The organism is Vibrio cyclitrophicus (genome assembly GCA_023206055.1).
Lineage (GTDB): Bacteria > Pseudomonadota > Gammaproteobacteria > Enterobacterales > Vibrionaceae > Vibrio > Vibrio cyclitrophicus_A.
In genome coordinates this window covers 2642567-2668920 of sequence record CP065366.1, presented here as the reverse complement: position 1 = coordinate 2668920, position 26354 = coordinate 2642567, and the positions used below count along the sequence as shown (strand labels likewise).

23 protein-coding genes are annotated in these 26354 nt (G+C 45.0%); 18 read left to right on the top strand and 5 right to left on the bottom strand.

Annotation, left to right across the window (positions count from 1 at the left end; genetic code table 11):
- The first annotated feature begins 61 nt into the window (after positions 1–61).
- From fabB to purF, 10 genes are all read left to right on the top strand, one after another.
- Positions 62–1273 carry a beta-ketoacyl-ACP synthase I gene (gene fabB / locus ITG09_11650; GenBank protein UPR51349.1) on the top strand — a complete coding sequence of 404 codons (1212 nt, stop codon included), beginning with the start codon at positions 62–64 and terminating at the stop codon, positions 1271–1273.
- Positions 1274–1739: 466 nt separating this feature from the next.
- On the top strand, positions 1740–2873 hold the full coding sequence (locus ITG09_11645) for a 4-phosphoerythronate dehydrogenase (protein ID UPR51348.1): 1134 nt from the start codon (positions 1740–1742) through the stop codon (positions 2871–2873).
- Positions 2874–2885: 12 nt separating this feature from the next.
- Positions 2886–3899 carry an aspartate-semialdehyde dehydrogenase gene (locus ITG09_11640; protein ID UPR51347.1) on the top strand — a complete coding sequence of 338 codons (1014 nt, stop codon included), beginning with the start codon at positions 2886–2888 and terminating at the stop codon, positions 3897–3899.
- Positions 3900–4106: 207 nt separating this feature from the next.
- A complete protein-coding gene (locus ITG09_11635; GenBank protein UPR51346.1) occupies positions 4107–8918 on the top strand; it encodes an ATPase in 4812 nt (1603 codons plus the stop codon).
- Between the two features lie 194 nt (positions 8919–9112).
- Positions 9113–9907 carry a tRNA pseudouridine(38-40) synthase TruA gene (truA, locus tag ITG09_11630; GenBank protein ID UPR51345.1) on the top strand — a complete coding sequence of 265 codons (795 nt, stop codon included), beginning with the start codon at positions 9113–9115 and terminating at the stop codon, positions 9905–9907.
- Between the two features lie 176 nt (positions 9908–10083).
- Complete coding sequence (locus tag ITG09_11625) at positions 10084–11010, top strand: acetyl-CoA carboxylase carboxyltransferase subunit beta (GenBank protein ID UPR51344.1); 927 nt, start codon at positions 10084–10086, stop codon at positions 11008–11010.
- A gap of 42 nt (positions 11011–11052) precedes the next feature.
- Positions 11053–12315, top strand: coding sequence for a bifunctional tetrahydrofolate synthase/dihydrofolate synthase (gene folC, locus ITG09_11620; protein UPR51343.1), 1263 nt, complete (start codon positions 11053–11055; stop codon positions 12313–12315).
- Positions 12316–12888, top strand: coding sequence for an SPOR domain-containing protein (locus ITG09_11615; protein ID UPR51342.1), 573 nt, complete (start codon positions 12316–12318; stop codon positions 12886–12888). It begins immediately after the preceding gene.
- A gap of 61 nt (positions 12889–12949) precedes the next feature.
- Entirely contained in the window at positions 12950–13441 is a 492-nt protein-coding gene (locus tag ITG09_11610; protein ID UPR51341.1) for a CvpA family protein, read from the top strand.
- Positions 13442–13475: 34 nt separating this feature from the next.
- Positions 13476–14990 (top strand): amidophosphoribosyltransferase, encoded by a 1515-nt coding sequence (gene purF / locus ITG09_11605; protein ID UPR51340.1) that lies wholly within the window; start codon positions 13476–13478, stop codon positions 14988–14990.
- A 79-nt stretch (positions 14991–15069) separates the two neighbouring features.
- On the opposite strand, the gene ITG09_11600 is transcribed toward purF, so the two are convergent.
- Entirely contained in the window at positions 15070–15945 is an 876-nt protein-coding gene (locus tag ITG09_11600; protein UPR51339.1) for a LysR family transcriptional regulator, read from the bottom strand.
- 228 nt (positions 15946–16173) lie between these two features.
- Between ITG09_11600 and ITG09_11595 the strand changes: the two genes are divergently transcribed.
- From ITG09_11595 to recR, 7 genes are all read left to right on the top strand, one after another.
- Positions 16174–17277 (top strand): response regulator, encoded by a 1104-nt coding sequence (locus ITG09_11595; protein UPR51338.1) that lies wholly within the window; start codon positions 16174–16176, stop codon positions 17275–17277.
- Positions 17278–17425: 148 nt separating this feature from the next.
- Positions 17426–17563, top strand: a complete 138-nt coding sequence (locus ITG09_11590) for a hypothetical protein (protein UPR51337.1) — start codon at positions 17426–17428, stop codon at positions 17561–17563.
- 74 nt (positions 17564–17637) lie between these two features.
- Positions 17638–18009: a YbaN family protein gene (locus ITG09_11585; GenBank protein UPR53633.1), complete on the top strand. Its 372-nt coding sequence runs from the start codon at positions 17638–17640 to the stop codon at positions 18007–18009.
- A gap of 161 nt (positions 18010–18170) precedes the next feature.
- A complete protein-coding gene (gene apt / locus ITG09_11580) occupies positions 18171–18716 on the top strand; it encodes an adenine phosphoribosyltransferase (GenBank protein ID UPR51336.1) in 546 nt (181 codons plus the stop codon).
- Between the two features lie 18 nt (positions 18717–18734).
- Positions 18735–20972 carry a DNA polymerase III subunit gamma/tau gene (gene dnaX, locus ITG09_11575; GenBank protein UPR51335.1) on the top strand — a complete coding sequence of 746 codons (2238 nt, stop codon included), beginning with the start codon at positions 18735–18737 and terminating at the stop codon, positions 20970–20972.
- 152 nt (positions 20973–21124) lie between these two features.
- On the top strand, positions 21125–21454 hold the full coding sequence (locus ITG09_11570) for a YbaB/EbfC family nucleoid-associated protein (protein UPR51334.1): 330 nt from the start codon (positions 21125–21127) through the stop codon (positions 21452–21454).
- Positions 21455–21531: 77 nt separating this feature from the next.
- Positions 21532–22131: a recombination protein RecR gene (gene recR, locus ITG09_11565; GenBank protein UPR51333.1), complete on the top strand. Its 600-nt coding sequence runs from the start codon at positions 21532–21534 to the stop codon at positions 22129–22131.
- Positions 22132–22198: 67 nt separating this feature from the next.
- Here the strand turns inward: recR and aqpZ are convergent, their stop codons facing one another.
- Positions 22199–22888, bottom strand: coding sequence for an aquaporin Z (gene aqpZ, locus ITG09_11560; GenBank protein ID UPR51332.1), 690 nt, complete (start codon positions 22886–22888; stop codon positions 22199–22201).
- Between the two features lie 100 nt (positions 22889–22988).
- Positions 22989–23237 (bottom strand): YkgJ family cysteine cluster protein, encoded by a 249-nt coding sequence (locus tag ITG09_11555; GenBank protein UPR51331.1) that lies wholly within the window; start codon positions 23235–23237, stop codon positions 22989–22991.
- 159 nt (positions 23238–23396) lie between these two features.
- On the opposite strand from ITG09_11555, the gene ITG09_11550 reads away from it, so the two are divergent.
- Positions 23397–23834, top strand: coding sequence for a YcgN family cysteine cluster protein (locus ITG09_11550; protein UPR51330.1), 438 nt, complete (start codon positions 23397–23399; stop codon positions 23832–23834).
- A gap of 105 nt (positions 23835–23939) precedes the next feature.
- On the opposite strand, the gene ITG09_11545 is transcribed toward ITG09_11550, so the two are convergent.
- Positions 23940–25826 carry a BCCT family transporter gene (locus tag ITG09_11545; protein ID UPR51329.1) on the bottom strand — a complete coding sequence of 629 codons (1887 nt, stop codon included), beginning with the start codon at positions 25824–25826 and terminating at the stop codon, positions 23940–23942.
- A gap of 170 nt (positions 25827–25996) precedes the next feature.
- Positions 25997–26350, bottom strand: coding sequence for a hypothetical protein (locus ITG09_11540; GenBank protein UPR51328.1), 354 nt, complete (start codon positions 26348–26350; stop codon positions 25997–25999).
- Between the last annotated feature and the right edge of the window lie 4 nt (positions 26351–26354).

The following is a 26354-nucleotide window of genomic DNA, read 5'->3' as shown; positions in this document are numbered from 1 at the left end:
ACCACTTTTGTTAGGCTTCTTAGTTATCATCTAGCTGAATTTAGAATTATAGGAATGTCACATGAAACGAGTCGTAATCACCGGTATGGGTATTGTTTCAAGTATCGGTAACAACGTCGAAGAAGTTTTAGCATCACTGAAAGAGGGTAAATCAGGTATTACCGCTTCAGAGCAGTTCAAGGAAAATGGCTTGCGCTCTCAAGTTTGGGGTAACCTGAAAATGAACCCTGCTGACCATATCGATCGCAAAAAAATGCGCTTTATGGGTGATGCAGCGGCATTCGCTTATCTTTCAATGGAGCAAGCAATTGCTGACTCTGGTTTAACTGAAGATCAAGTATCTAATGACCGCACTGGTATCGTTGCGGGTTCAGGTGGTGCTTCATCTCTAAACCAAGTTAACGCAGTAGACATCATCCGTGAAAAAGGCGTTAAGCGCGTTGGTCCATACATGGTTCCACGTACAATGGCTTCTACGGTTTCGGCTTGTCTTGCTACACCATTCAAAATCCGTGGCGTGAACTACTCTATGAGTTCTGCATGTGCGACATCTGCACACTGTATTGGTCACGCTATGGAGCTTATCCAACTGGGTAAACAAGACGTTGTATTCGCTGGTGGCGGTGAAGAACTGGATTGGTCTCTGACTATGATGTTCGACGCAATGGGCGCACTTTCTACTAAGTACAACGACACTCCAGAATTGGCTTCTCGTACCTACGATGCAGACCGTGACGGTTTTGTTATCTCTGGTGGCGGCGGCATGCTAGTTATCGAAGAACTTGAGCACGCAGTTGCTCGTGGCGCAAAAATCTACGGCGAGATCGTGGGTTACGGCGCAACTTCAGATGGCTACGACATGGTTGCTCCTTCTGGTGAAGGCGCGGTTCGTTGTATGAAGATGGCAATGCAAAACGTTGATGGTGTTGACTACGTGAACACTCACGGTACTTCAACTCCTGTTGGTGATGTTAAAGAACTTGGCGCAATCCAAGAAGTCTTTGGCGGCAACAGCCCTGCAATCTCAGCAACTAAAGCGATGACAGGTCACGCTCTAGGTGCGGCTGGTGTACACGAAGCAATTTACTCAACACTAATGCTTGATAACGGTTTTATCGCACCAAGCATTAACGTTGCAAACCTAGACGAAGCAGGCGCAGGCCTAGACATCGTAACGGAAGCTCGTGAACAAGAGCTAACAACGGTTATGTCTAACAGCTTTGGTTTCGGTGGTACGAACGCAACGCTAGTAATCAAAAAATACCAAGCTTAATTAGGCTTGAGTTAGAGAGATAAAGGTTAATCGTTAATGGGTTACGCGAGTGTAGATTCAACACGCACAGGTAGCTCATTAATAATGAACCACAGAACAAAGCTTTTTAAACATGGATTTTAAATCTAAGTTTAAAAGTTGAAAGGTTTCCAGAGCTTGATCAGTAGTAACTTAGTTAGTACTGGTTGAACAGACGCAAGACTCTGTCTCCTGGAGAGCGAGATAGGATCCTTTTGTTCTGGATGTTTGCCCGATTGTTTATTCAATCGGGCATTTTTCGTTTTAGTCTTCTGTCTTTTGATTTTAGGTATTGGCTTATATTTCTGCTCTTGTTTGTGCAGACTAGGCGATTCAGCCCTTTATTTATAATGTATTCCAATTGCGACTCGACACCGTGTGTGGAATTTTGCACAATCATTTTAATTCACATTTAAGGTCGACAGACCCCAACGAAAGTACCTTCCCAATGAAAATCTTAATCGATGAAAATATGCCTTATGCTGAAGCGCTTTTTAGCCAGCTAGGTGAAGTGACAATGAAGTCCGGTCGAACGCTAACCGCTGACGATCTTGTTGACGTAGATGCTCTGATGATTCGCTCGGTGACTAAGGTCAATGAAGCGCTGATCAGTAAAGCGAACAAGCTTAAGTTTGTTGGAACCGCAACGGCTGGTATGGATCACGTTGACCAAGAATTGATGAAAGAGCGTGGCATTTTCTTCACCGCAGCTCCTGGCTGTAACAAGGTGGGTGTTGCTGAGTATGCGTTCAGCGCGATGATGGTGTTGGCTCAGCAACAAGGTTTCTCTGTATTCGAAAAAACGGTCGGTATTATTGGCTGTGGCCAAGTGGGCAGTTACTTAGCTAAGTGCCTCGAAGGCATTGGCATTAAAGTATTGCTGAACGATCCTCTAAAACAACAAGAGGGTGATACTCGCGAGTTTACTGAATTAGAGACACTGCTTGAACAGTCAGACGTAATCACTCTGCATACGCCAATCACTAAGGCGGGTGAGTTCCCAACGCATCACTTGATTAATGAGCAAGTACTGGAAAATTTACGTCCTGATCAAATTCTGATTAATGCGGCTCGTGGTCCTGTTGTTGATAACCAAGCGTTAAAAGCTCGCTTGCAAAAAGCCGATGGTTTCACTGCCGTTCTTGACGTGTTTGAGTTTGAACCTGAAGTTGACATGGAATTACTTCCACTGCTTGCTTTCGCAACACCTCACGTAGCGGGCTACGGTCTAGAGGGCAAAGCGCGCGGTACGACGATGATCTTCAACAGCTACTGTGAGTTCTTGGGTACTGAACAACGTGCTTATGCAAGCGATCTTCTGCCGACGGCACCAGTGCCTCAAATGAAATTAGATAGAGCTTGGGACGAAGCAACACTGCACAATTTGACTCAGTTGATCTATGATGTGCGCAAAGACGACGCCTTATTCCGTCGCAATATCTCTACGCCGGGTTCTTTTGACAAGATGCGTAAAGAATATTGGGACCGCAGAGAGTACAGTGCTGTCGAGTTAACGGGCGACGAATCTTGTAATTTAACGCCGTTATCTAAACTCGGTTTTATGGTAAAGCCAACTTTATAAAAGAGAGAAACAATGAGCCAAGAATTTAATATTGCTATTTTAGGTGCGACTGGTGCGGTTGGTGAAACCATTCTTGAAGTACTTAAAGAGCGTAAATTCCCTGTCGGTGAACTGCACTTACTAGCAAGTGAACGTAGTGAAGGCAAAACTTCCCGTTTTAACGGCAAAACAATACAAGTACAAAACGTAGAAGACTTCGATTGGTCTCAAGTACATATTGCGTTTTTCTCTGCAGGTAGCGAACTTTCAGAGCGTTGGGCTCCAATCGCTGCGGATGAAGGTGTGGTTGTTATCGATAACACATCACGCTTCCGCTACGAATACGATGTTCCGCTGGTTGTGCCAGAAGTGAACCCTGAAGCGATTGCTGAGTTCCGTAACCGCAACATCATTGCGAACCCTAACTGTTCTACTATCCAAATGGTTGTAGCACTAAAACCAATTCACGATGAAGTTGGTCTTGAGCGTATTAACGTTTCAACTTACCAATCTGTGTCTGGTGCAGGTAAGCCAGGTATCGATGAACTAGCAGGTCAAACGGCTAAGCTTCTTAACGGCATGCCAGCTGAAAATTCAGCGTTCTCACAGCAGATCGCGTTCAACTGTATTCCTCAAATCGATGAGTTTACTGAGAACGGCTACACGCGTGAAGAGATGAAGATGGTTTGGGAAACTCAGAAAATCTTTGCTGATTCTTCAATCACAGTGAACCCGACGTGTGTTCGCGTACCAGTATTCTACGGTCACGCTGAATCTCTACACATTGAAACTCGCTCGCCAATCGGTGCAGAGCAAGTGGTTCAGCTTCTTGAGAACACAGAAGGCGTTGAAGTTTTCCAAGCGTTAGACTTCCCAACTCAGGTTCGTGATGCTGGTGGTAAAGACCACGTAATGGTTGGTCGTATTCGTAACGACATCAGCCATCACAGCGGCGTAAACATGTGGGTGGTTGCTGATAACGTTCGTAAAGGCGCAGCGACAAACGCAGTGCAAATCGCTGAAGTTCTGATTCGCGATTACTTCTAAGTTTTACTGTTTTGATAAACAAGCCTCACTCTTTAGTGGGGCTTTTTTAATCGATTGAAAATATTGTTAGTCAAATTGTGTGAAATTGCTGCGAATATTGTCGCTGCAACACATTTTTTGTTTTCATCTCTATAGTTTTACGTCATTTATCCGATATATTTAATAGATCATCACTTTTCCGAATTTAAGCACCTAGCTGAGCCTTTTATGTTTCAAATTTTCAAGCAGTGGTTAATGCCTTTTGCCGTTATCATTGCGACTCAGATTTCCGTTGTTCGTGCAGATTCCATTCGAGTTGTTGGGCCTGATGGCCAAATACAATCAGCGCCTACGTTTTCAGAACCTCTCTCAAGAGCGCAGTTAAACAGCGCTGAGCCTTCTCGTTTCTATGGTCCAACTCGCGGCTCAGAAACATTGTGGTCTATTGCTTCAAAGTTACGCCCTGATAACTCCGTGTCAGTCCAACAAACCCTGTTGGCTATTTACCGCTTAAACCCACAAGCGTTTGAAAACCAGAATATCCACAGCTTATTGCCTGCCAGTAATTTACGTGTTCCTTCTTTAGAGCAAACACGTGCTAGCTCGACGCAGCAAGCCATCAATATCATGAATTCGCACCTAGCGAAGCTTGATGCTCCCGCAAGTAAGCCTGTCGCTTCAAAACCAAAAGCGTCGAGTTCTGATGCAAAAAATGTTGCTCCTGCTAAGCAAGTAAGCACTACAGAAACCGCTAAAAAGCCATTGTCTCCAACTCCATCTTCTCTAGCTCAATCTGCTCCAACCCAAGAGATGAACAAGCTAGAGAAGCAGCTAGAGCTTTCAGAAACCGAACTTCTGTCACTTGAAGAGAAAAACCACCAACTTCGTTTGATGTTATCGAATGTTCAATCGGAAGTTGATGAGCTAAAAACTGAGCTCAGCGATGAAGACCGCATTCGTAGTGAAGTAGAAAAGCTGCTTGATGAAGAGCGCAGAAAGAACGCCGAAATTGAAAAGATGGCACCAAGTGCCATGGACGAACTGTTATCGAATGGTTGGTTAGTGGCGGCTCTTGCGATTATTCCAGGTCTGCTCATTGGTTTGATCGTTGTGATGCTGTTAGGCCGTCGTTCTAAAAATGATGAGCAACAGCAGACGACTCAAGAACAACCGCTCCAGCCAGAACCAAGTACCGTTGCACCTATTACATTGGGCGACGAGATGGACGACCTTAATGAGCTGTCTTTAGATGATGACTTGTTTGGTACGGAAGATGACGCCAACAAGTTGTTTGACGATCAAGCGCTAGCTGAAGAAGACGATGTATTTGCTGGTTTAGATGAATCTGATCTCGATTTTAATCTAGATGGTGAAGACGATGACCCGTTTGCCAGCATTGGCGAAAACGGTGATTTAGACACGAACTTCGACGATCTAGACTTAGACAGCAGCAACGGCATTAGTGTTAATGGCGAAGAGAAAGCTCTGGGTCTTGAAGAAATGGAGCGTGCGCTAGACAAAACAGCGGAAAGCGCCGTCGATACTGATGATGTCGACTTCGACCTTTCTGATGATAACGCAATGTCTGCTGATGATATTGAAGCTTTACTATCTCAAGAGTCTGAAACTGAAGATCTCGGTTCCAACGAGCTAGACCAATCTTTATTAGATGACCTGTTTGCTCTTGATGACGAAGATGACGACAGCTTCGATATTGATGCTCTGATTTCGGAAGAGCAAAGTGATTCGCCTTCTAACACTGAAACACCATTAAGCGATGATTTTGACATTGATGCGCTTATCTCTGAGCAACAAAGTGAGACTAAGCCTGCTGATTTGAGCAATGACGATTTTGATATTGATGCTCTAATCTCTGAACAACAGTCCCCTCAGCCAGCTTCACCGACAGCGAATGATGATATTGATGACATCTTTGCTCAGGTTGCCGCTCAAAATGGTCAAAACGACCCTTTCAATCTTGATAGCGATGATGAAGTTACCAAAGACTTGAACAGTGGTTTGGCGTCTGATGATGATATCGAAAACATTTTGTCTCAGTTCGATAAGCCAATCGTAGACGAAGATGTTCAAGACAGCGTTGATCTGCTCGATGAGCAATTGGCAGGCGATGATGTTGATCTAAGTAACTCGACAGACCTTCTTGATGAAATGTTGGAAGACGAATCGGGTGATGAGTCTGAAAGTGAGCCTTTAGGCTTTGATTCTTTATCTGAGCTGGAAGAGCTTTCTGGTTTATCGACAGATGATGACCTCAACATCACAGAAGACAGCACGGAAACCTTGGATGAATTGATAGGTGATTCTGACGATGACGATGACGATTTCGAACTCGACGCCGAAAGTACCGACTTACTGGATGATTTCCTTGATAGTGAATTGTCAGATGATGAGCTTTCAGCAGATGCACCAAAACCAGAATCTCTAGACCCGTTTGATGACTTACTGACAAGTGGCATTGAAGACGAGCTTGAATCTGAAGAGAAGGCGTTTGATAAAGAGTTAGACGCAGCCATTGGTTTCAACAACGTCAACGATGAGCCTGAAAATGACTCAGACGTTGAGCTTACTCCGTTAACCTCTGAAACATCCGAAGTTGAGCCTGAGCAAGCATCGGACATTAGTGAAACACCACAACCTGAAGTCGTTAGTGATAAATCGTTAGATTCGCAACTGATCCAAGACAGCGCTGACGTTAAGCCAGAAAATGATGAAGCCTTTAATCGTGATGACTTTATCGATGATTTGTTCGGTGTCGCACCGGCAACGGATGTTCTGCTTGATGACTCGCTAGAAACAACAGACGAAGCGTTGATTGATGAGTTAATGACGTCTGATGATAGTGATTTGTTGTCAGCGACAGAAGAGCCTGTTGAACCATCAATTGAAAATACGGTTGAACCTGAGCAAGCGTCTCTTTCCTGCAGCAACGAAGTATCAGCGCAAGAAAGCGCATCATCGGTTGAAGATGATGAATTGGATATCGACTCGCTGTTATCTGAGAATTCTGATTTTGACAAACCAGCTTTTGAAGAGCAAGTTCAAGAAGAAACCGCACCACAAGAACCAAAAGAAGCCGACATACAAGAGCAAGCTTTGTCATCCTCTTTAAATGATATCTCTGAAGATGATGAAGAGACGGTTGAAGACTGGTTGGCTGAAGCCATCGACGATGTAGAGTCGCCTGCGAACGTTACCTCTGATTTTGACTTTGAACCGAAAATCCAAGGTAGCGATCAGCTTGAAGATGTCGTTGAATCCTTGCCAGAGCCAGAGCCAGAGCCAGAGCCAGAGCCAGAGCCAGAGCCAGAGCCAGAGCCAGAGCCAGAGCCAGAGCCAGTTCGTGCTGCAAACATGCCTGAGATCATTCCGAATGAATTTGGTGTGCCGCAAGACGATGATTGGCTGATTGAAGATGAGGCGTCTGGACCAGAAGCATTAGCAGAAACTGACGTAACACCAGAGCCAGTAGCACCTGTTGTTGAACCTAAATTAGACGTTGAACCGCAAGTTGAAGCTACACCACAAACGGAAGTAGCAGAACAAGCTGAAGTTCTAGGACAAGAAGGCGAAGAAGAATTCTCGTTTGATGACTTCGAATTGCCAGAGTTTAATGAAGAAGATGCACTAGCGGAAGCTTCTGCACCACAAGCAGAAATAGCGGAACAAGAAAGTGCAGAGGAATTCTCGTTTGACGACTTTGATTTACCTGAGTTTGGCGAAGAAGATGCACTAGCTGATGCTGAATCTACAATAGAGCCAGTAACGCCAGCTATTGATTCTCAACCAAGTGTTGAATCGCAACCAACCGCTGAGCCTCAACTAGATGCTGCACCACAGGCTGAAACTGCGAAACCAGAAAGCGAAGAGGAGTTCTCATTCGATGACTTCGAGCTTCCAGAGTTTGGTGAAGAGGATGCGTTAGCTGAAGTGGTGAATGGGCCTGATGAAGCGCAGCTAGAGCAAGACTTAGCACCTGACACCGAGAAGTTCGAGTTCGATGACCTTGACCTTCCAGAGTACGATGAAGAAAGCGCCAAAGCGGACTCTGTTTTAGATGATATTGAGCAAAGCAATGCTGAGCCGGTGGCGGAAGATCAAGGCGTAGAGTTTGATGAGTTTGATTTGCCGGAATACGGTGAAGACGAAGCGATCTCCGATGCATTTGCAGAGAAACCGACACCACTGACTTCTTTCAGCCCACAAGGCGAAGAGCAAGATGCGTTGCATGATTTGTTCTCAAATCCGCAGAGCTATAGTCAGGTTGATGACTTCTCGAATGCAGAAGATTCTGAACCGGCTGGTTTTACACAGCCAGAACAATCACTGAGCGCGGCTTCAGAGCCAAACTCAGCGCCTGCAGTGATTCAAGACGAGCCATTAGAAGGCTTTGATGACTTTGATGAGACAGCACTAGCTGAGTTACTTTCTGAAGATGTTCAAGACTCTGTCGACAACATGTTCGATAAGCCACTGGATGCAACATCGATTGATAGTGCAGGGCTAGATATTGATGCCATGCTTGAAGTTGGCGGTGAAGACTGGAAAGGCTTTAACCTAGCGCCAGAGCAACAATCGAGCATGCATAATGATGTGCCTGATGATCAACAAGAGATTTGGGCGTCGGCTGAACAGCAAGCTGAACCGAAGATCAAAGAAGAGAATTGGGGGCAGCAAGACAACCTAACCGAATCAGGCAACGGTCGTGACAAGCAATACATGACGATTGATGAACTGATGGCTCAAGTCGAGCAAGAAGGTGAAGAAGTCATTAATCCAGACGATGAAGAGCTTAAACTGGATGTTGGTCTAAACGAATTCCCTGATGTTATCGGTGATATTGGCAATTATGATGTCGACAGCAATGCAGAAGCTGCAGGTAAGCTTGATTTGGCCAAAATCTACATCGAGATGAGTGACTCGCAAGGGGCTATTAAGCTTCTAGAAGAGGCAATTGTTGACGGCAGCGATGATATTCGTCGAGAGGCAAAAAATCTTATCGATACGTTAAACGGTCGATAAATTAACAAACCAGAAAGGGTAGCGTGGGCTACCCTTTATTTTAAGACGATACAGAGCGCTATTGTTTGATTTGGTTTTTCATAAGCATCGTCTCGGTCGATGCTGATTGTTTATTGAAGTTTTAGCCCCATCCTATTTGGGCTAGCACTGATTTCCGTATATACTTCTCGCCCATTTTCAAAGAGAACAAGAACATGAAAATTGCTTTAGGTATTGAATATAACGGTACCCACTACTTTGGTTGGCAGCGCCAACGAGACGTGAAAAGTGTCCAAGAAGAATTGGAAAAGGCTCTTTCAGTTGTCGCGAATCACCCTGTAGAAGTTATGTGCGCAGGTCGTACAGATGCCGGTGTTCACGGTACGGGACAAGTCGTTCACTTTGAAACTAATGTCGATCGTAAAATGGTGGCATGGACAATGGGCGCGAATGCCAACATGCCCAAAGATATTGCGGTTCGTTGGGCGACAGAAGTGAATGAGGATTTCCATGCTCGTTTCTCTGCTACTGCCCGCCGTTATCGCTACATTATCTTTAACCATGCACTACGCCCAGGTATTTTGAATTCAGGTGTGAGCCATTATCATGGTCATCTTGATGAGAAAAAAATGCATGAAGCGGGTCAGTACTTACTTGGTGAGAATGACTTCACTTCGTTTAGGGCAACACATTGTCAATCTCGTAGCCCATGGAGAAACATGATTCACTTGAACGTGACTCGTCATGGACACTACATTGTGATCGATATTAAAGCGAATGCGTTTGTTCACCACATGGTGAGGAATATTACTGGTAGCCTTATTGCCGTAGGTAAAGGTGAGCAGAAACCAGAGTGGATCCAGTGGCTTTTAGAAGCTAAAGATCGAAAAGTAGCTGGCGCAACTGCAAAAGCGGAAGGTTTGTATCTGGTGGATGTTGATTATCCTGAACATTTTGAGCTACCACGAGAGCCAATTGGTCCTCTATTTTTACCGGATAATTTGAACTAAATGTGAGACTTAGGTTCAAAAATTATTACGGTTTAGTGCGTAAGATAGTCCCAGGAAATAGGTACAACCAGTTTTTTATCTACAGTCGCTGTTTTATGTGCTTTAATTCCCACGCATAATTCCCAAATTTATTTCTTTCGTAATCAAGCGGAAGAATCGAAACAAAAAGGTCTTCCATGAGTTGGCTTGAAAAGATTTTAGAAAAAAGCAACATCGTAACATCTCGTAAAGCGTCTATCCCTGAGGGTGTTTGGACTAAATGTACTTCTTGTGAGCAGGTTCTGTACCATGCTGAACTAGAGCGTAACCTAGAAGTATGTCCAAAATGTGACCATCACATGCGCATGAAAGCACGTCGTCGTCTGGATACATTCCTAGACAAAGGTGAGCGTGTTGAACTAGGTGCTGATCTTGAGCCACAAGACAAACTGAAGTTTAAAGACTCTAAGCGTTACAAAGAACGTATCTCTACTGCTCAAAAGAACAGTGGTGAGACAGATGCATTAGTTGCAATGAAAGGCGAACTGCTTGGTTTACCTATCGTAGCGTGTGCTTTTGAATTCTCATTCATGGGCGGTTCAATGGGTTCTGTTGTTGGTGCTCGCTTTGTGAAAGCAGTAGATGCAGCTATTGAAAACAACTGTGGTTTAGTGTGTTTCTCTGCAAGTGGTGGTGCACGTATGCAAGAGGCGCTTATGTCTCTAATGCAAATGGCGAAAACCAGTGCTGCGCTTGAGCGTTTATCTGCGAAAGGCCTACCGTTTGTTTCAGTCATGACTGATCCAACAATGGGTGGTGTTTCTGCAAGTTTGGCAATGCTTGGCGATATCAACATTGGTGAACCAAAAGCACTGATCGGTTTTGCTGGACGTCGTGTAATCGAACAAACGGTACGTGAAGACCTTCCTGAAGGTTTCCAACGCAGTGAGTTCCTACTAGACCACGGTGCTATCGACATGATCGTTGACCGTCGTGAGATGCGTCAGCGCGTTGCAAGCCTTGTTGCTAAAATGACCAACCAGCCTTCACCATTAGTAGTTTCTGTGAACGATTCACCGAATGAAGCTACTTATGAAGTACCAGAAGCGCCAGAAAAAGGGTAAAGTACCTTCTAACAAACCAACTTTATTATGGTTATGAGTTAGATGAGTCAACAACCTATTCCTCAAGCCACATCCTCTTTGGAGATGTGGCTTGATTATTTATCAAACATCCACACAAGCGCTATTGATCTTGGATTAGACCGAGTTCAGGCCGTCGCCTCCAAGGCAAACCTCACCAAACCTGCTCAACATGTTATTACTGTTGCCGGAACCAATGGCAAAGGCTCAACATGTGCACTGATGGAAGCGATTCTATTGGACGCCGGTTATTCTGTTGGTGTCTACAGCTCTCCTCACTTAATTCGCTATAACGAACGTGTTCGTATCAACGGCCAAGATCTCTCTGATGAGAAGATGGTTCAGTCTTTCGATTTTATTGAGAAAGAACGTGGCGAAATCAGTCTTAGCTTTTTCGAATACGGCACCTTAGCCGCATTACGCGCATTTCAAACGGAAGCGGTAGATGTTGTGCTTTTAGAAGTGGGTTTGGGCGGGCGTTTAGACGCGACCAATATCGTTGAGCATGATGTTTCTGTAATTACTAGTTTAGCTGTCGACCATGTTGACTGGCTAGGTGATGACATCAATGTGATTGGCTTTGAGAAAGCGGGCATTTATCGTAGCGGTAAACCCGCTATCTGTGGTCAACCCAAGCCACCGGCTACGGTTGCAGCGCACGCTGATGACATTAAGGCTGAGTTCTACCAAGTCGGTATTCAATACACTTATGATGTTGACGGTGATACGTGGAACTGGCGCAGTGGTGCATTCCAACTAGAGTCGCTGCCTATTCCAAGCCTGCCGTTACCTAACGCTGCAACAGCGTTGATGGCATTGGGCACATCAGAGCTTAGTATTAGCGATGTGAACGTGGTTAACGGCATGAAGAGTGCGCAGCTTCCAGGGCGTATGCAGCAAATTAGCGAACAACCCGTGATTGTGCTTGATGTGGCGCACAACCCGCATTCTGCTGAATACTTTGCGCAGCAAGTTACGAAGAAGTATGCAGGTAAAAATTTACACGTTGTAGTCGCCATGCTTCATGACAAAGATATCCCAGCGACATTGGAAGTATTAGCGCCAATCGCAACTCATTGGTATCCAGCTTCATTGCAAGGGCCACGCGCAGCGACAGCCGCTGAACTGTGTCAAAGCCTACCCGAAGGCGTAGAGCAGCATTCAAACCCTGTCGCAGCGTTTGAAGCGGCTTTGGCTTCTGTTAAAGGCGACGATGTTGTGTTGGTTGTCGGTTCTTTCCATACCGTGGGTGAAGTGTTGGAGCATTGGCAGAAAAAAGGAAACTAAATGGCAAGTAAATTCCAAAGCCGATTAGTCGGCACCATCATTTTAGTGGCCATTGGCGTGATTGTATTACCCGATGTGCTAGATGGTAAGAAGCTCCACTATAAAGAAGAGTTTGCAAGCATTCCGATTAAGCCTGAGCTTGATAGTAATGTTGAAGTGTTTGAAGTACTCGATCCCGTTGAAGATCAGATAGCGCTACCGGACTCCCCGGTTGAGCGAGTGGTCGAAAGCGGTGTCGATGATAATTCAGATACGCAAACGGCGTCGGTTTCTGAAAAAGAAGCAGACAAAGTAGCAGTGGTGGTTAAGCCAGTAACGGAAAAAAATGAATACCAAGACAGCGCTTGGATCATTCAATTGATGGCTTTAAAGAATGCTGACAACGCTAAAAACGTTGTTAAGGATTTACAGAAGCGTGGTTATCAAGCTCACACCAAGCAAGAAAAAACTTTTACGCGAGTAATTATTGGCCCGGATGTGTCTAAATCCAAACTTGAGCGACAAATTAAGGAATTAGAAAAAATTACGGGTTCAAAAGGTCAATTGCTCAAATTTAAACCGTTAAATCCATAAGAAAACGTTTGCGTCAGCATTTTTTCTGTTAAAATGCGCGCCAACTTAAGATGAAGAATTCATGAATTGGTTAGATTTTGTCATTTTAGGCGTGATCGGCTTCTCTGCCGTGATCAGTTTAGTTCGTGGTTTCGCTAAAGAAGCCTTGTCACTCGTAATTTGGTTTGGAGCATTTTTCATTGCTAGCCAGTACTACGCTAAATTAGCGATGTACTTCACCAATATCGAAGATGAGATGTTTCGAAACGGAACTGCGATAGCAGCATTGTTTGTTGCAACGTTAGTTGTTGGTGCCTTAGTTAACTATGTCATCGGTCAACTAGTTCAGAAAACAGGCCTGTCGGGTACAGACAGAATCCTTGGTGTCGTCTTTGGCGGTTTACGTGGTGTTCTGATTGTCTCAGCAGTGTTGTTTTTCATGGATGCGTTTACTGCATTCCCAAGTTCTGAGTGGTGGGAGAATTCGCAGTTGGTTCCGGAGTTTAGCCGAATCATTGCGCCATTCTTCGAGCATTTACAAGCAACATCTAGTTTCTTATCTGGCGCGCTCTAGCGCCAGTTAATGTCGAAAAATCGAGGATTAGGACATGTGTGGTATTGTTGGAATCGTGGGTTCAACACCTGTAAACCAGTCTATTTATGACGCTTTAACGGTATTGCAGCATCGTGGCCAAGATGCCGCTGGTATTTGTACCATAGAAAGCAATCGTTTCCGTCTACGTAAGGCGAACGGTTTAGTAAAAGATGTTTTTGAAGCAAAACACATGCAACGCCTCCAAGGTAACGTTGGTATTGGCCATGTTCGTTACCCGACAGCAGGTAGCTCAAGCGCGTCGGAAGCTCAGCCTTTCTACGTAAACTCGCCTTTTGGCATCACATTGGCTCACAACGGCAACCTAACGAACGCAAACGAAGTTCGTGAGAAGTTGTTCGAAAAAGACCGTCGTCATGTAAACACAACGTCTGACTCTGAAGTTCTACTGAACGTATTGGCTCATGAGATCGATACCGTTAAAGGTAACGTGACTTCTGATGATGTTTTCCGTGCTGTATCTAATGTACACCGCACGATTCGTGGTGCTTACGCAGTAACGGCAATGATCATCGGCCACGGTATGATCGCATTCCGTGACCCACATGGCATTCGTCCACTGTGTCTTGGCAAGCGTGAAGTTGAAGGTAAAACAGAGTACATGGTTGCGTCTGAGTCAGTAGCGTTAGACGCTGTTGGTTTTGATTTTATGCGCGACGTTGCTCCTGGTGAAGCTATCTACGCAACATTCGATGGTGAGCTTTTCACTAAACAATGTGCAGACAACCCACAACTAAACCCATGTATTTTTGAATTTGTTTATTTTGCTCGTCCTGATTCATTCATCGACAAAATCTCGGTTTACAGCGCTCGCGTTGAGATGGGTGAGATGCTAGGTAAGCGTATTAAAGAAGAGTACGCAGACCTAGACATTGACGTGGTTATTCCAATTCCTGAAACATCAAATGATATCGCGCTACGAATTGCTCAAGCAATTGATAAGCCATATCGTCAAGGTTTCGTGAAAAACCGCTACGTTGGTCGCACGTTTATTATGCCTGGTCAGCAACAACGTAAGAAGTCGGTTCGCCGTAAACTCAACGCGATTCGTTCTGAGTTTAAAGGTAAGAACGTTCTATTGGTTGATGACTCGATTGTTCGTGGTACAACATCAGAGCAGATTATTGAGATGGCTCGTGATTCTGGTGCAAGTAAAGTCTTCATGGTTTCTGCTGCTCCTGAGGTTCGTTTCCCGAACGTTTACGGCATCGATATGCCAAGCGCGACTGAGCTTATTGCTCATGGCCGTGACAACGAAACGATTTGTAAACAGATTGGCGCAGATGCTTTGATCTTCCAAACGCTACCAGACTTAATCTCTGCTGTAGGTATGGGTAATCAAGACATCTCTCGTTTTGATACTTCAGTATTCAACGGCGAGTATGTAACAGGCGATATCGACCAAGCGTACCTGGATTTCCTAGACTCTTTACGTAATGACGATTCAAAGGTTGAGCGTGAGATTCAACAAGATCTTGCTAACCTAGAGTTACATAACGAAGGCGCTTAGCGTACTCATAAAACATGAGTAATAAAAAACCAGAGCATCGGCTCTGGTTTTTTTGTTTATAGAGAAGGGGGATTGAATCTTAGTGAATGTGGTATGCGATCACAAAATCGATAAACAATCTAACCTTCTCTGGCAGGTGGTCTTTGTGGTTATAAAGCATGTAAATATCACGAGGGTTAGCACTCCAGTCTTCTAAGACCTGCACTAAGCTGCCATCTTCAATGTATTCACGGATCATTACATCAGGCATTAGGGTGATACCTAGGCCTTCAGAACAGGCTTGTCTCACGACATTAAGCGCATTCGCATTGAAACGACCTTTCTCGCTATTTACCACAGTCTCTTCATTCGAATTACTCAGCTGCCACTTAATCAGCGGGTAGCCTTTGAGTAGTGAATGGTTTGCTAGCTCTTCAGCATGGCTTGGAGCTGGGTTCTTCGCTAAGTACTCAGGGCTGGCGATAAGAATATCTTTGACTTCACTGATTTTGCGAGCGATTAGGCTTGAGTCACGTTGTGGACCGACTCTGAAAATGACGTCCCACTCAGTTGGATCCAGCTGATCCGCTTGGTTGTTCATCATCAGCTCAATATTGATATCAGGGTATTGAGTCATGAATTCACTGAACATTGGCATCATCATGCGCTTGGTCAGGTTTGAGGGTGCCGTAATACGAATCTTACCGGAAGCGCCTTTGCACACGTCAGTTAACTCTTCTGCAGTAGAAGAGAGACGTTGCAACAGCGGAGAGCATTCATTGAAGAAACGTTCGCCGGCCTCTGTTAAAGAAAGTTTACGCGCGTGTCTATTAAGAAGCCTAAGGTTCAAAGAATCTTCTAAGGCTTGGATGCGTCGTGTGATGGTCGCAACCGGAATCATAGTCTTGCGCGATGTTGCGGTGTAGCTCCCATTTTCAACGACGAGTCGAAAGAGGTTTAAATCATCTAATTTCATAAATCCAGACACATTTGTTTACAATCTCATCTAATTTATACGTAACAGTGAGATCAATGTTTGCGTTACGTCAACTCGTTGCACTATTTACCAGTATTCCAACCCTCGTCACGAATTACCAGTAAAGAGTGCAAATTTGTGTATTTAGCATTTTATTACTAAGTTTTATATTAGTTCTTAGAACAGATAACAATAATAATTCGACTTAGTTTTGTGAGGTTATAGATTATGTACAAAACTCACAGTCAGCCAGTAATGACCTCGGCTCAGGAAGTAATTAACCAAAAGTGCGTGATGTTGGTTGATGATGATCCTATTTTTCGCCGTATAACCAGCGCGTATTTAGACAAGATTGGTTATAAAGTGGTTGAGGCTGAAAATGGACTGGACGCTCTGCAAAAGCTTAGAGACTCAGCGCCAGATTTAATTGTGTGTGACTTATCAATGCCGATACTTGATGGCATAGAGCTTGTGGAAGAGCTCAGTTTAGAGTACCCGTCACTGCCTATGATCGTTGTGTCTGGCACTGATGACATGTCTGATGTGGCGAAAGCATTGCGATTTGGCATTAAAGACTTTTTAGCGAAACCGTTAGAGGATCATGGTCACCTAGGAAGTGCGATTGCAAATACATTGACAGATTCGTTCGATAACATTTCAGACCAACGAGATTTTTCGAGCCAGTGGTTCTGTGTGGATGATGGGGGAGAGATCCCTGAAGACCAAGAGCTGCATTGGCACCTGAATTACCTTCAAGATAACCCAAGCGCAGCAAAAGACTTACTGCATGCGCTCCTGCCAGAGAAAGATACGCGACAAGGCTCATGGCGTTGCAGTTACCGTTTACTGCAATCAACAGAGATGATGCCACTTGTGTTTGACTATGCGTGGATGATGAATGGACAGTTTGCTTTTTACCTCGTCGATTCATCGTCTTCCGATAATGGCGGCTCTGCGACAACATTGTTGGTGAGAGCGCTGTTCCACGATTACATAAGAAACAGAAAAGATTTTAATGTTGATCTCAAAGATATTGCTGAGATATTAGAGAAGGGGATTCGTTGCTCTAAATGTTCCACCCCAGTGAATGCCTTATTTGGTGTTGCCGATCTTGCTGAGGGAACCATATCCATTTTGCCTGCGGGTTTAGATGGGCAATGGTCGAATGGTGAATTGAATCAACATATTGCAGCGGGTGAGCGCTTGGGCGAGAACTGTAAGAAGAACTTTATTACGCGGGACCTTCCGATCGAACAGGGTTGCCAACTTTCGTTGAGCCTACTTGGATCGGCAAGTTTTAGTTTAGACATACACCAAGGGTCTACTGATTAACCCTATATTTCCTCGGTTTTTGTGAATAATTGATTAAGGTATAGTTGCGCAAATGGTGTGGCTATGCCTTTTTTGTTAAATGTCGATTTAGCAAAGCGGGTTTGGTTCGCCAGATACTTACCTTTACTAACAAAAACAAGAAGCAATCATGGCAGATAACAAAGACTTTCAAGACCCGTTTAATGTATTCTACTTTTTAGGATTTTTAGCCGCATTTTTAATGATTCCATTGCTACCAGCAACACTTACGTTGATCCGTGTATTCAATGGTTACGCAACATTCTAGTTAAGCTGTCATTGTCGATTGGTGATAGCTGACTCAAGGAGGCCACAATTAGCGTTCGAGTTTTAAGCCTGAATATAGCTGGTGGCCTTTGTATATTTCTCGCAGTTCTAGGGATAATTTTACCTGTTCTGCCAACTACCCCTTTTCTCCTTCTTGCTAGCGCATGCTTCATGCGAAGCAATCCGAAAGTTCATAAATGGATGCATGAGCATAAAACGCTAGGTCCTTTACTGAACAATTGGTACCAACACGGTGCCGTCACCAAACAAGTTAAAATGCGCGGCGTGTTCTTTATCTTGTTGAGTTTTGCGTTATCCATCTACTTTGCTCCTATCATTTGGGTCAAGGCTTTCCTAATTTGCGTACTTGTTATTCTTCTCACATGGTTTATGCGACTTCCAACCCATGAGTTGGTTGCTGACAGCAAAGAAAATCACTACCATTAAGCCAGTGTGCCTGCTTGTATAGTGGGCGTTTATTATTTCAGCAATCAGAGTTATGACTCTCGTTGCAATGAATACCAATCGTACCTTTCCTTAATTCCGAGCGTTGATGTTTGATTCGTTAACGAGGGTTTGGAAAGCGGCCTAATGAAGTGCATAAGATTATGAACACAGAAAAAATCTCTCTGATCAAAGCAAGCATCAAAAGTATTCCTGATTACCCTAAAGCGGGTATTTTGTTCCGTGACGTAACAAGCTTGATGGAAGACCCAGCAGCTTATAAAGCGACAATCGACCTGCTAGCGGAAACATACAAGGACATGGGCTTTACTAAGATCGTTGGTACTGAAGCTCGTGGTTTCTTATTTGGTGCGCCTTTGGCATTAGAGCTAGGTGTTGGTTTTATCCCTGTTCGTAAACCGGGCAAACTGCCTCGCGAAACTGTGGCACAATCTTATGAGCTTGAGTACGGCACAGATACGCTAGAAATCCATACGGACGCTATCGTTGAAGGCGATAAAGTGTTGATGGTTGATGATTTGCTAGCAACGGGCGGTACGATTGAAGCAACAACAAAGTTGATTCGTCAGCTAGGTGGTGTGGTAGAACACGCTGCATTTGTTATTAACCTTCCAGAAATCGGTGGTGATAAGCGCTTACAAGGCCTAGGTCTAGAAGTGTTTAGCATCTGCGAATTCGACGGTCACTAATCCTTTTCGGAATTATTCATGAGCTATCTTGCGTTAGCGCGAAAATGGCGACCAACCAAATTCAAAGAAGTGGTTGGTCAAGCCCATGTTTTAACAGCATTAGAGAATGCCCTTAGCCAGAATAGGTTGCACCATGCATACCTGTTCAGCGGTACAAGAGGTGTTGGTAAAACAACCATCGGCCGTTTGTTTGCTAAAGGACTCAACTGTGAAACAGGCATTACCTCAACCCCTTGTGGTGAATGTGCAACCTGTAAAGAGATCGACGAAGGTCGCTTTGTTGACCTGCTAGAGATCGATGCTGCATCACGTACAAAGGTAGAAGATACCCGCGAGCTTCTGGACAATGTTCAGTACAAGCCGGCACGTGGTCGCTTCAAGGTTTACCTAATCGATGAAGTACACATGCTTTCTAGGCACAGCTTTAACGCGCTTCTAAAGACCTTAGAAGAGCCGCCTGAGTATGTGAAATTCTTGCTCGCAACGACCGATCCACAAAAGCTTCCTGTGACGATTCTGTCGCGTTGTCTGCAGTTCCACCTTAAGCCGATCAGCGTTGATAATATTCACGAACAGCTTGACCACATTCTTGAACAAGAGAATGTGACGTCTGAATCTCGTGCGCTTGGGATGATTGCTCATGCTGCTGACGGCAGTATGCGTGATGCTCTGAGTTTAACGGATCAAGCTATCGCACTAGGTAACGGTAATGTCGTGACAGACACCGTGGCTCACATGCTCGGTACGCTAGACACCGACCAAGCAATTCACCTGCTTGAAGCGATCAGCAGTAAGCAGCCTCAAGTGGCTATGGCTTGTATTCAAAGCCTTGCTGAGAACGGCTTAGAGTGGGATGGTTTGCTGAATCAGCTTGCGACTCAACTCCATCGTTTGGCGATGTTCCAAGCTCTGCCGTCAACATTAGATAAAGCCCAACCGGATGCTGAGAAGCTAGAACTGTTGAGTAAGGCACTCAGCCCTCAAGACATTCAGCTTTACTACCAGATCGTGTTGAAAGGTCGCGAAGACTTACCGCTGTCGCCAACCGCTCGTGTTGGTATTGAGATGGTAGTTTTACGCATGTTGGCCTTTAGACCTGCTGAACAAACGGTTGCAACAGCAATCTCGACTCAGTCGACAAGCACTGCGCCAGCACCAGTAGCTCAAGCTCAGAGCGTTGCTCAACCTGTGAGCCAACCTGCGCCAATGGCAGCTCCGAGACAGCCTCAGATGCAACAACCGGCGCCTCAACAGCAAACTATGCAGCAGCAACTGGTACAACAGGCTCCGCAGCAGAATCCAGCACAGTATTCAGATTCGCAAGGTTATGCTGAACACTCAGGCAACCAAGGTTATCCAGAACAGGATTACCCGCATAGCCAGTATGATGCACCACCTGCTTATGATGAGCGTCCAAGCTACGGTGCAGAGCAGCCTCAGCAGCAACAACCGAACTATCAGAACCAGAGTCCAGTTCAACAGCCAAGCGCTGCACCTTCTGCTCCTCCCGTTTCGCAAGAGCAGCCTGCGCGTGCAACTTCACCTGTCAGTGGTTTACGCCACCAACTGCGTTCTCAACGCAGAGGCAGTGCGGCACCGGAAAACAAAGGGTCAGCGCCAAAAAAGGCTAAAGCGACACCAGCTAAAACTTCAGTTCTTGACCGAGTTGCTCAGCAACACGGTGGCTCTGAGCGGGTGTCGCCAGCTTCTTTATCTGCCTCTTCTGCAGAAAAGGTAACCAATGATAATGAACCTTATCGCTGGAAACCGTCTAAACCTGTAGTGAAAGAGGTGAGCAAAGAGCTTACACCTACTCAGATCAAGCGTGCGTTAGAGCATATTAAGACACCAGAAATGGTCGATAAATTGCTTCAAGAGTCGATTGCTCAAGATGAATGGTCCGCCACGATTCAAAAGCTAGAGACAGCCAAGCTTGTTGAACAGTTAGCATTGAACTCAGTGTTTGCTAAAAACGACACATCAATCACTTTAACGTTAAGAGCGAGTCAAGCTCACTTGAATACGGACCGCGCACAGAGCGAACTATTACAGTCGCTCAATACTGTGCTCGGAGAAGAGTGTCATTTGAGTGTTGAAATCGGTGATGGTGGAGAAACGCCACTAGAATTACGAGAAAGATTGTATCAAGGTAAGTTGAAAGACGCGTTTACCGCTTTAGAAAACGATGCCAACGTACAGTTCATTGAAAGACGTTTTGCTGCAGAACTCGACAGAGACAGCGTTCGTCCTATCTAGAACATTTTCTCGTTTAGTGACTTGTATATCATCCCAGACAAGCAAATCTGAGAACTGAACATCGAGGGGTTGAATCGCACTGGCTTAACCCCCATTTAAGTACGTATAGCTTAATTAATTTTAATAAACCAATTAGACCAGAGAGTATTAACATGTTTGGTAAAGGCGGTATGGGCAACATGATGAAGCAAGCCCAGCAAATGCAAGAGCGCATGCAAAAGCTTCAAGAAGAAATCGCAAATATGGAAGTTACAGGTGAGTCAGGTGCTGGCCTTGTAAAAGTAACGATCACTGGTAGCCACAGCGTTCGCCGTGTTGATATCGATGAAAGCCTAATGGAAGACGATAAAGAGATGCTTGAAGATCTTATCGCTGCAGCTTTCAACGATGCGGCTCGTCGCGTTGAAGAAACTCAAAAAGAGAAAATGGCTAGCGTAACTGGCGGAATGCAACTTCCACCAGGTATGAAGATGCCTTTCTAAGAAACTATTTCTAAAGGTTTATTCAAGCTGCGGTTTATCTTGAGTAGATCGTTACTTGAAAATTAGAACGGTTAAATATGCGTACCAGTCATATGCTGGAGCATTTGATGGAGGCCTTACGTTGTCTACCTGGGGTTGGCCCCAAGTCGGCGCAGCGTATGGCCTTTCATTTGTTACAGCGCGATAGAAAAGGCGGCCTACAGTTGGCTGAAGCTCTTAGCCAAGCAATGACCGAAATTGGTCACTGTAATGAGTGCCGTACTTTTACTGAAGAAGATACTTGCCACATTTGTACCAATCCTAAACGTCAGGAAAATGGTCAAATCTGTGTAGTAGAGAGCCCTGCAGACATTGCAGCTATCGAAGCAACTGGCCAATATTCTGGTCGTTACTTTGTTCTTATGGGTCACCTTTCACCACTTGATGGTATTGGTCCAAGTGATATCGGTCTCGATGTGCTGGACTACCGCTTACGACGTGGTGATATCTCTGAAGTAATCCTAGCGACCAACCCGACAGTTGAAGGGGAAGCAACAGCGCACTACATTGCTGAGCTATGTAATGCCCATGAAGTGAACGCAAGCCGTATTGCTCATGGTGTTCCCGTTGGTGGTGAGCTAGAGCTGGTGGATGGCACCACGCTTTCGCACTCATTACTCGGTCGTCATAAGATCTAAAAAAGCCGCTTGGTGATGATTCACCAAGCGGCTTTTTCTTTTATTGCTTTAGACGTTTTTTTCGAGCTTAATCTGACCCTCTCACTGCTTTGTATATCATCGCGCCAATCACGGCACCGATAATTGGTGCAACCCAGAATAGCCATAGTTGCGAAACAGCCCAATCACCGACAAATACAGCCACGCCGGTACTTCGAGCGGGGTTCACAGAAGTATTCGTTACAGGGATACTGATAAGGTGGATTAAGGTTAAACAAAGACCAATTGCGATAGGTGCAAACCCAGCAGGTGCTTTTGAATCAGTCGCGCCCATAATCACGAATAGGAACACCATAGTCATGACCACTTCACAAACGAGAGCCGCTGTGAGCGAGTAACCGCCCGGTGAGTGTTCACCATAACCATTGGAAGCAAATCCTGACGCCGCAGCATCAAAGCCAGCTTGGCCTGAAGCAATCACAAATAACACGCCACCTGCGATAATACCGCCAATCACTTGGGCAATAATATAAGGTGCGACATCTTTGGCATCAAAGCGTCCGCCACTCCAAAGGCCGATAGTAACAGCAGGGTTGAGGTGACAACCGGATATATGACCGATAGCGAAAGCCATGGTCAGCACTGTTAAACCAAAGGCAAGAGAGACTCCGAGCAAGCCAATTCCCACATCGGGAAAAGCAGCGGCTAAGACTGCACTACCACAACCCCCCAACACCAACCAAAACGTACCAAACATTTCTGCGATATACCTATTCATAACGATCCTTATTAATCTGTACCAGTATCAACAAGATAGTTTAGATTTCGCAACTTTGTGAAATCTTGGGCATATAGTAGGTAGAAAAGGGCAAATACGCTTAGGTAATTGCTTCTAATTCGATCAGGTTATCAAGGGCTTCTTGGTCGGTCTTACCACAAATGACAGGGCATGCTTTGAATTGATGACACACTTTAGGGCGTGAAGGTTGACCGAATAACTTACACAGATCTTGCTCATTTAATTGGATGCAGCGTACGCCAGCAGGCTTACCATTAGGCATTCCAGGAATAGCAGATGTAATACTTGGAGCGATACAACATGCTCCACAACCTAGACGACATTCCATCAAATTAAACTCACTAAATAACAGGGTGCGCGATAGTAGCAAAAAATGATGAGAGTGACAGCTGTTGATTCAATCAAAGAATGAACAATTATTATCCTTGAACTTTTGATGGGCTAGCGGTATAACACGCACCCCAGTAAAAGAGTAAGAAGTAATCCTATGACGAATCCATTTTGGCAAGAAAAAACACTAGAACAGATGACCGAGAATGAGTGGGAATCACTTTGCGATGGTTGTGGTAAGTGCTGCCTGCATAAACTAATGGATGAAGATAGCGATGAAGTTTACTACACCAATGTGGCGTGTAGCTGGTTAAATGACAAAACATGTTCGTGTAAAGACTACCCGAACCGCTTCACTTCAGGTGAAGAGTGTTTGAAGTTGACTCGTGACAAAATCGATGAGTTCCACTGGCTACCAGATACTTGTGCTTACCGTCTTCTATCAGAATCTAAGCCGATCCCTGAGTGGCACCCATTGATCACTGGATCAAAAACAGAGATGCATGCAGCAGGTGAAAGCGTTCGTAACAAAGTGGTATACGAAATTGATGTTGTCGATTGGGAAGACCACATCTTGAATCACCCCAACCGTTAGTTAACGATCACTAGTCAATTGTCCGAATAAAAAAAGGCTCACATTTCTGTGAGCCTTTGTCGTATTTAGGAGGGTCCAAATCAATGGACTGTGTCATGGCTAATGTCAAGCAAGCGGTAAGTCTGCAACCACCTGGTTGAACGTGATACGAGCATTCTGAGCTTGCTCAGATAACTCGATCTTTTTCGCTTGTGCGGCACTAAGATTACTCTCGGCCTGCTCAAGTGCTTGTTGTAGGTTCTCTGGTAACTCGTGAGTTTCCATTTGTGAACCTTGTTCTAACACATAAGCGCGAATTTCTTTCTTCACTGCGGCAAGTTCTGTGTAAGCAACACGCTCAAGTTCTGCAGCTTCTTGTGCTGCATCTCTTTCTTTCTCAAATTGAGCCAGCGCCATACCTTCAGCAGACCAAGGGTCCATGTCTGGCAGTTCTTCGATGTTAATCGTTGGCTCGATGTACGCGTCTTGATGGCGCAGGTCGAGGTTTGTCGCACGAACCGCTGAAATCATCAGCATGACAGAGATAGCAAGCAGCGGTAAGCCACCAACAATTGCCGCCGTTTGTAGCGTGCTTAGGCCGCCCAAGAACATCAGAATCGTTGGCAAGAACGACAGAGTGAATGCCCAGAACATACGGTTCCAACGCATTGGCTCTTCGGTCACGTTGTTTTGTACAACAGACGCCAGGATGTATGAGATAGAGTCAAATGTCGTGGCCGTGAAAATGATACACAGCATTGTAAATACAGCGATAACCAGCGTGCTCATTGGCAACTGCGCTAGCATCGAGAAGATTGCTTTGGTTGCGCCTTCGGCATTCAGGATTGCAACTACATCTAGCTCACCAGAAAGCTGTAGTGATAAGCCGTAGTTACCTAGAATCATGAAGAATAAGAAACAACCTAGTGAACCGAAGAAGATCGAACCTGACACCATTTGCTTGATGGTTCTGCCGCGAGAGATACGCGCAACAAACAGACCCATACTCGGTGCAAATACTAGCCACCATGCCCAGTAGAAAATCGTCCAGTCTTGTGGGAAGTGGGTGTTTTCAAATGTACCGTAGCCACCAAATGGTTCTGCCCATGTCGCCATCACGAAGAAGTTAGACAGCAGACGACCAATTGAATCTAGGCCAGTTTCAAGCATGAAAATAGTTGGACCTGCAATCAGAACGAAAGCCAATAGACCCATTGCACCCCAGAAGTTGATGTTACTTAGGATCTTGATGCCTTTTTCCAATCCAGCATAAGATGAGTAAGCAAAAATCGCAGTACACACTAAAAGCACCATCACTTGAGTTAGGTTATTTTTAGGTAGACCAAATAGGTGATTTAGACCTTCGGTGATTAGAGGTGCAGCTAAACCGAGTGTTGTTGCAGCGCCGCCTAATAGACCGAAAATGAAAAGGATATCGACGATTTTTCCAGGGACGCCTTTACTGCGGTGTTCACCAAGAACAGGCATTAACGCGCTAGAAATTTTTAGAACAGGCTGTTTACGTACATAGAAGAAGTAAGCGATAGGAATCGCAGGGATCAGGTAGATAGACCAAGCGATTGGTCCCCAGTGAAATAAACCGTAAGTTGCAGCCCAACGAACCGCTTCTTCACTGCCTGGTTCTAGTTGGAAAGGCGGTGATTGGTAGTAGTAAGCCCACTCAATGCAGCCCCAGTACAAGATACTTGCACCGATACCGCCACAAAATAACATTGCAGCCCATGATGCCGTTTTGAATTCAGGCTCTTCATCGGCTTCGCCCAGTTTAATCTGTCCCATATCACTGAACACAACGTAAACCATAAATGCACAGGCAGCGAGGCCTAGAGCCAGATATAGAAATCCAAGTTGGTCAGTCATGAATGTTTTCGCAACCGCAATCCATTCTGCGCCCTGAGCCGGGAACAAAATCAGCGGGAAAACTATCGTGAGTAGGAGTGCAATAGCACCAAAGAAGGTTGGCTTGTCAATAAGCTCAAAAGTGTTTTTCACGAGTATTATTCCATTAAAATGAGAGCGGAATTATGGAATGAACTCGTTTTTTAGACCAAATCGGGTCTGTTGTCGTGACGACAAATCGCTTTTGGCAATGAGAAATAGGCAAGGCATGAGGTGCCAATGCAAAAGGGCTGTGGAAGGAGTAGTGTAGAGTGAGTGTAACGTTAAATCAGAGCGAGAAGAATGCCACCAACGGTTGCCGCCGCGGATAAGTATTGCCCTGCTGAATAAGAATCATCGTCTTCTTCTTCAATCTTATCAGGGTGATCCATACCTAATGCGCCGTGAGCAAATGATTCAACCTTATCGGTGACGGTTTCATTCTCTGCTTCGACTTTTTTTGCTTCTTTATCGATTTCTTTTAGGGCAGATAAGAGCGCTTTACCTTCATCAGAAAGCTTCACGGTATTTTGCTCAACCTTAAGAGGTGCAGGCTTTTCAGCTTCAGTGCTTTTAGCTTGTGCATTCATTTGCGAAGGTGAATACAGCTGAGTATTACTCGTTCCTACTGGCGTCATATCG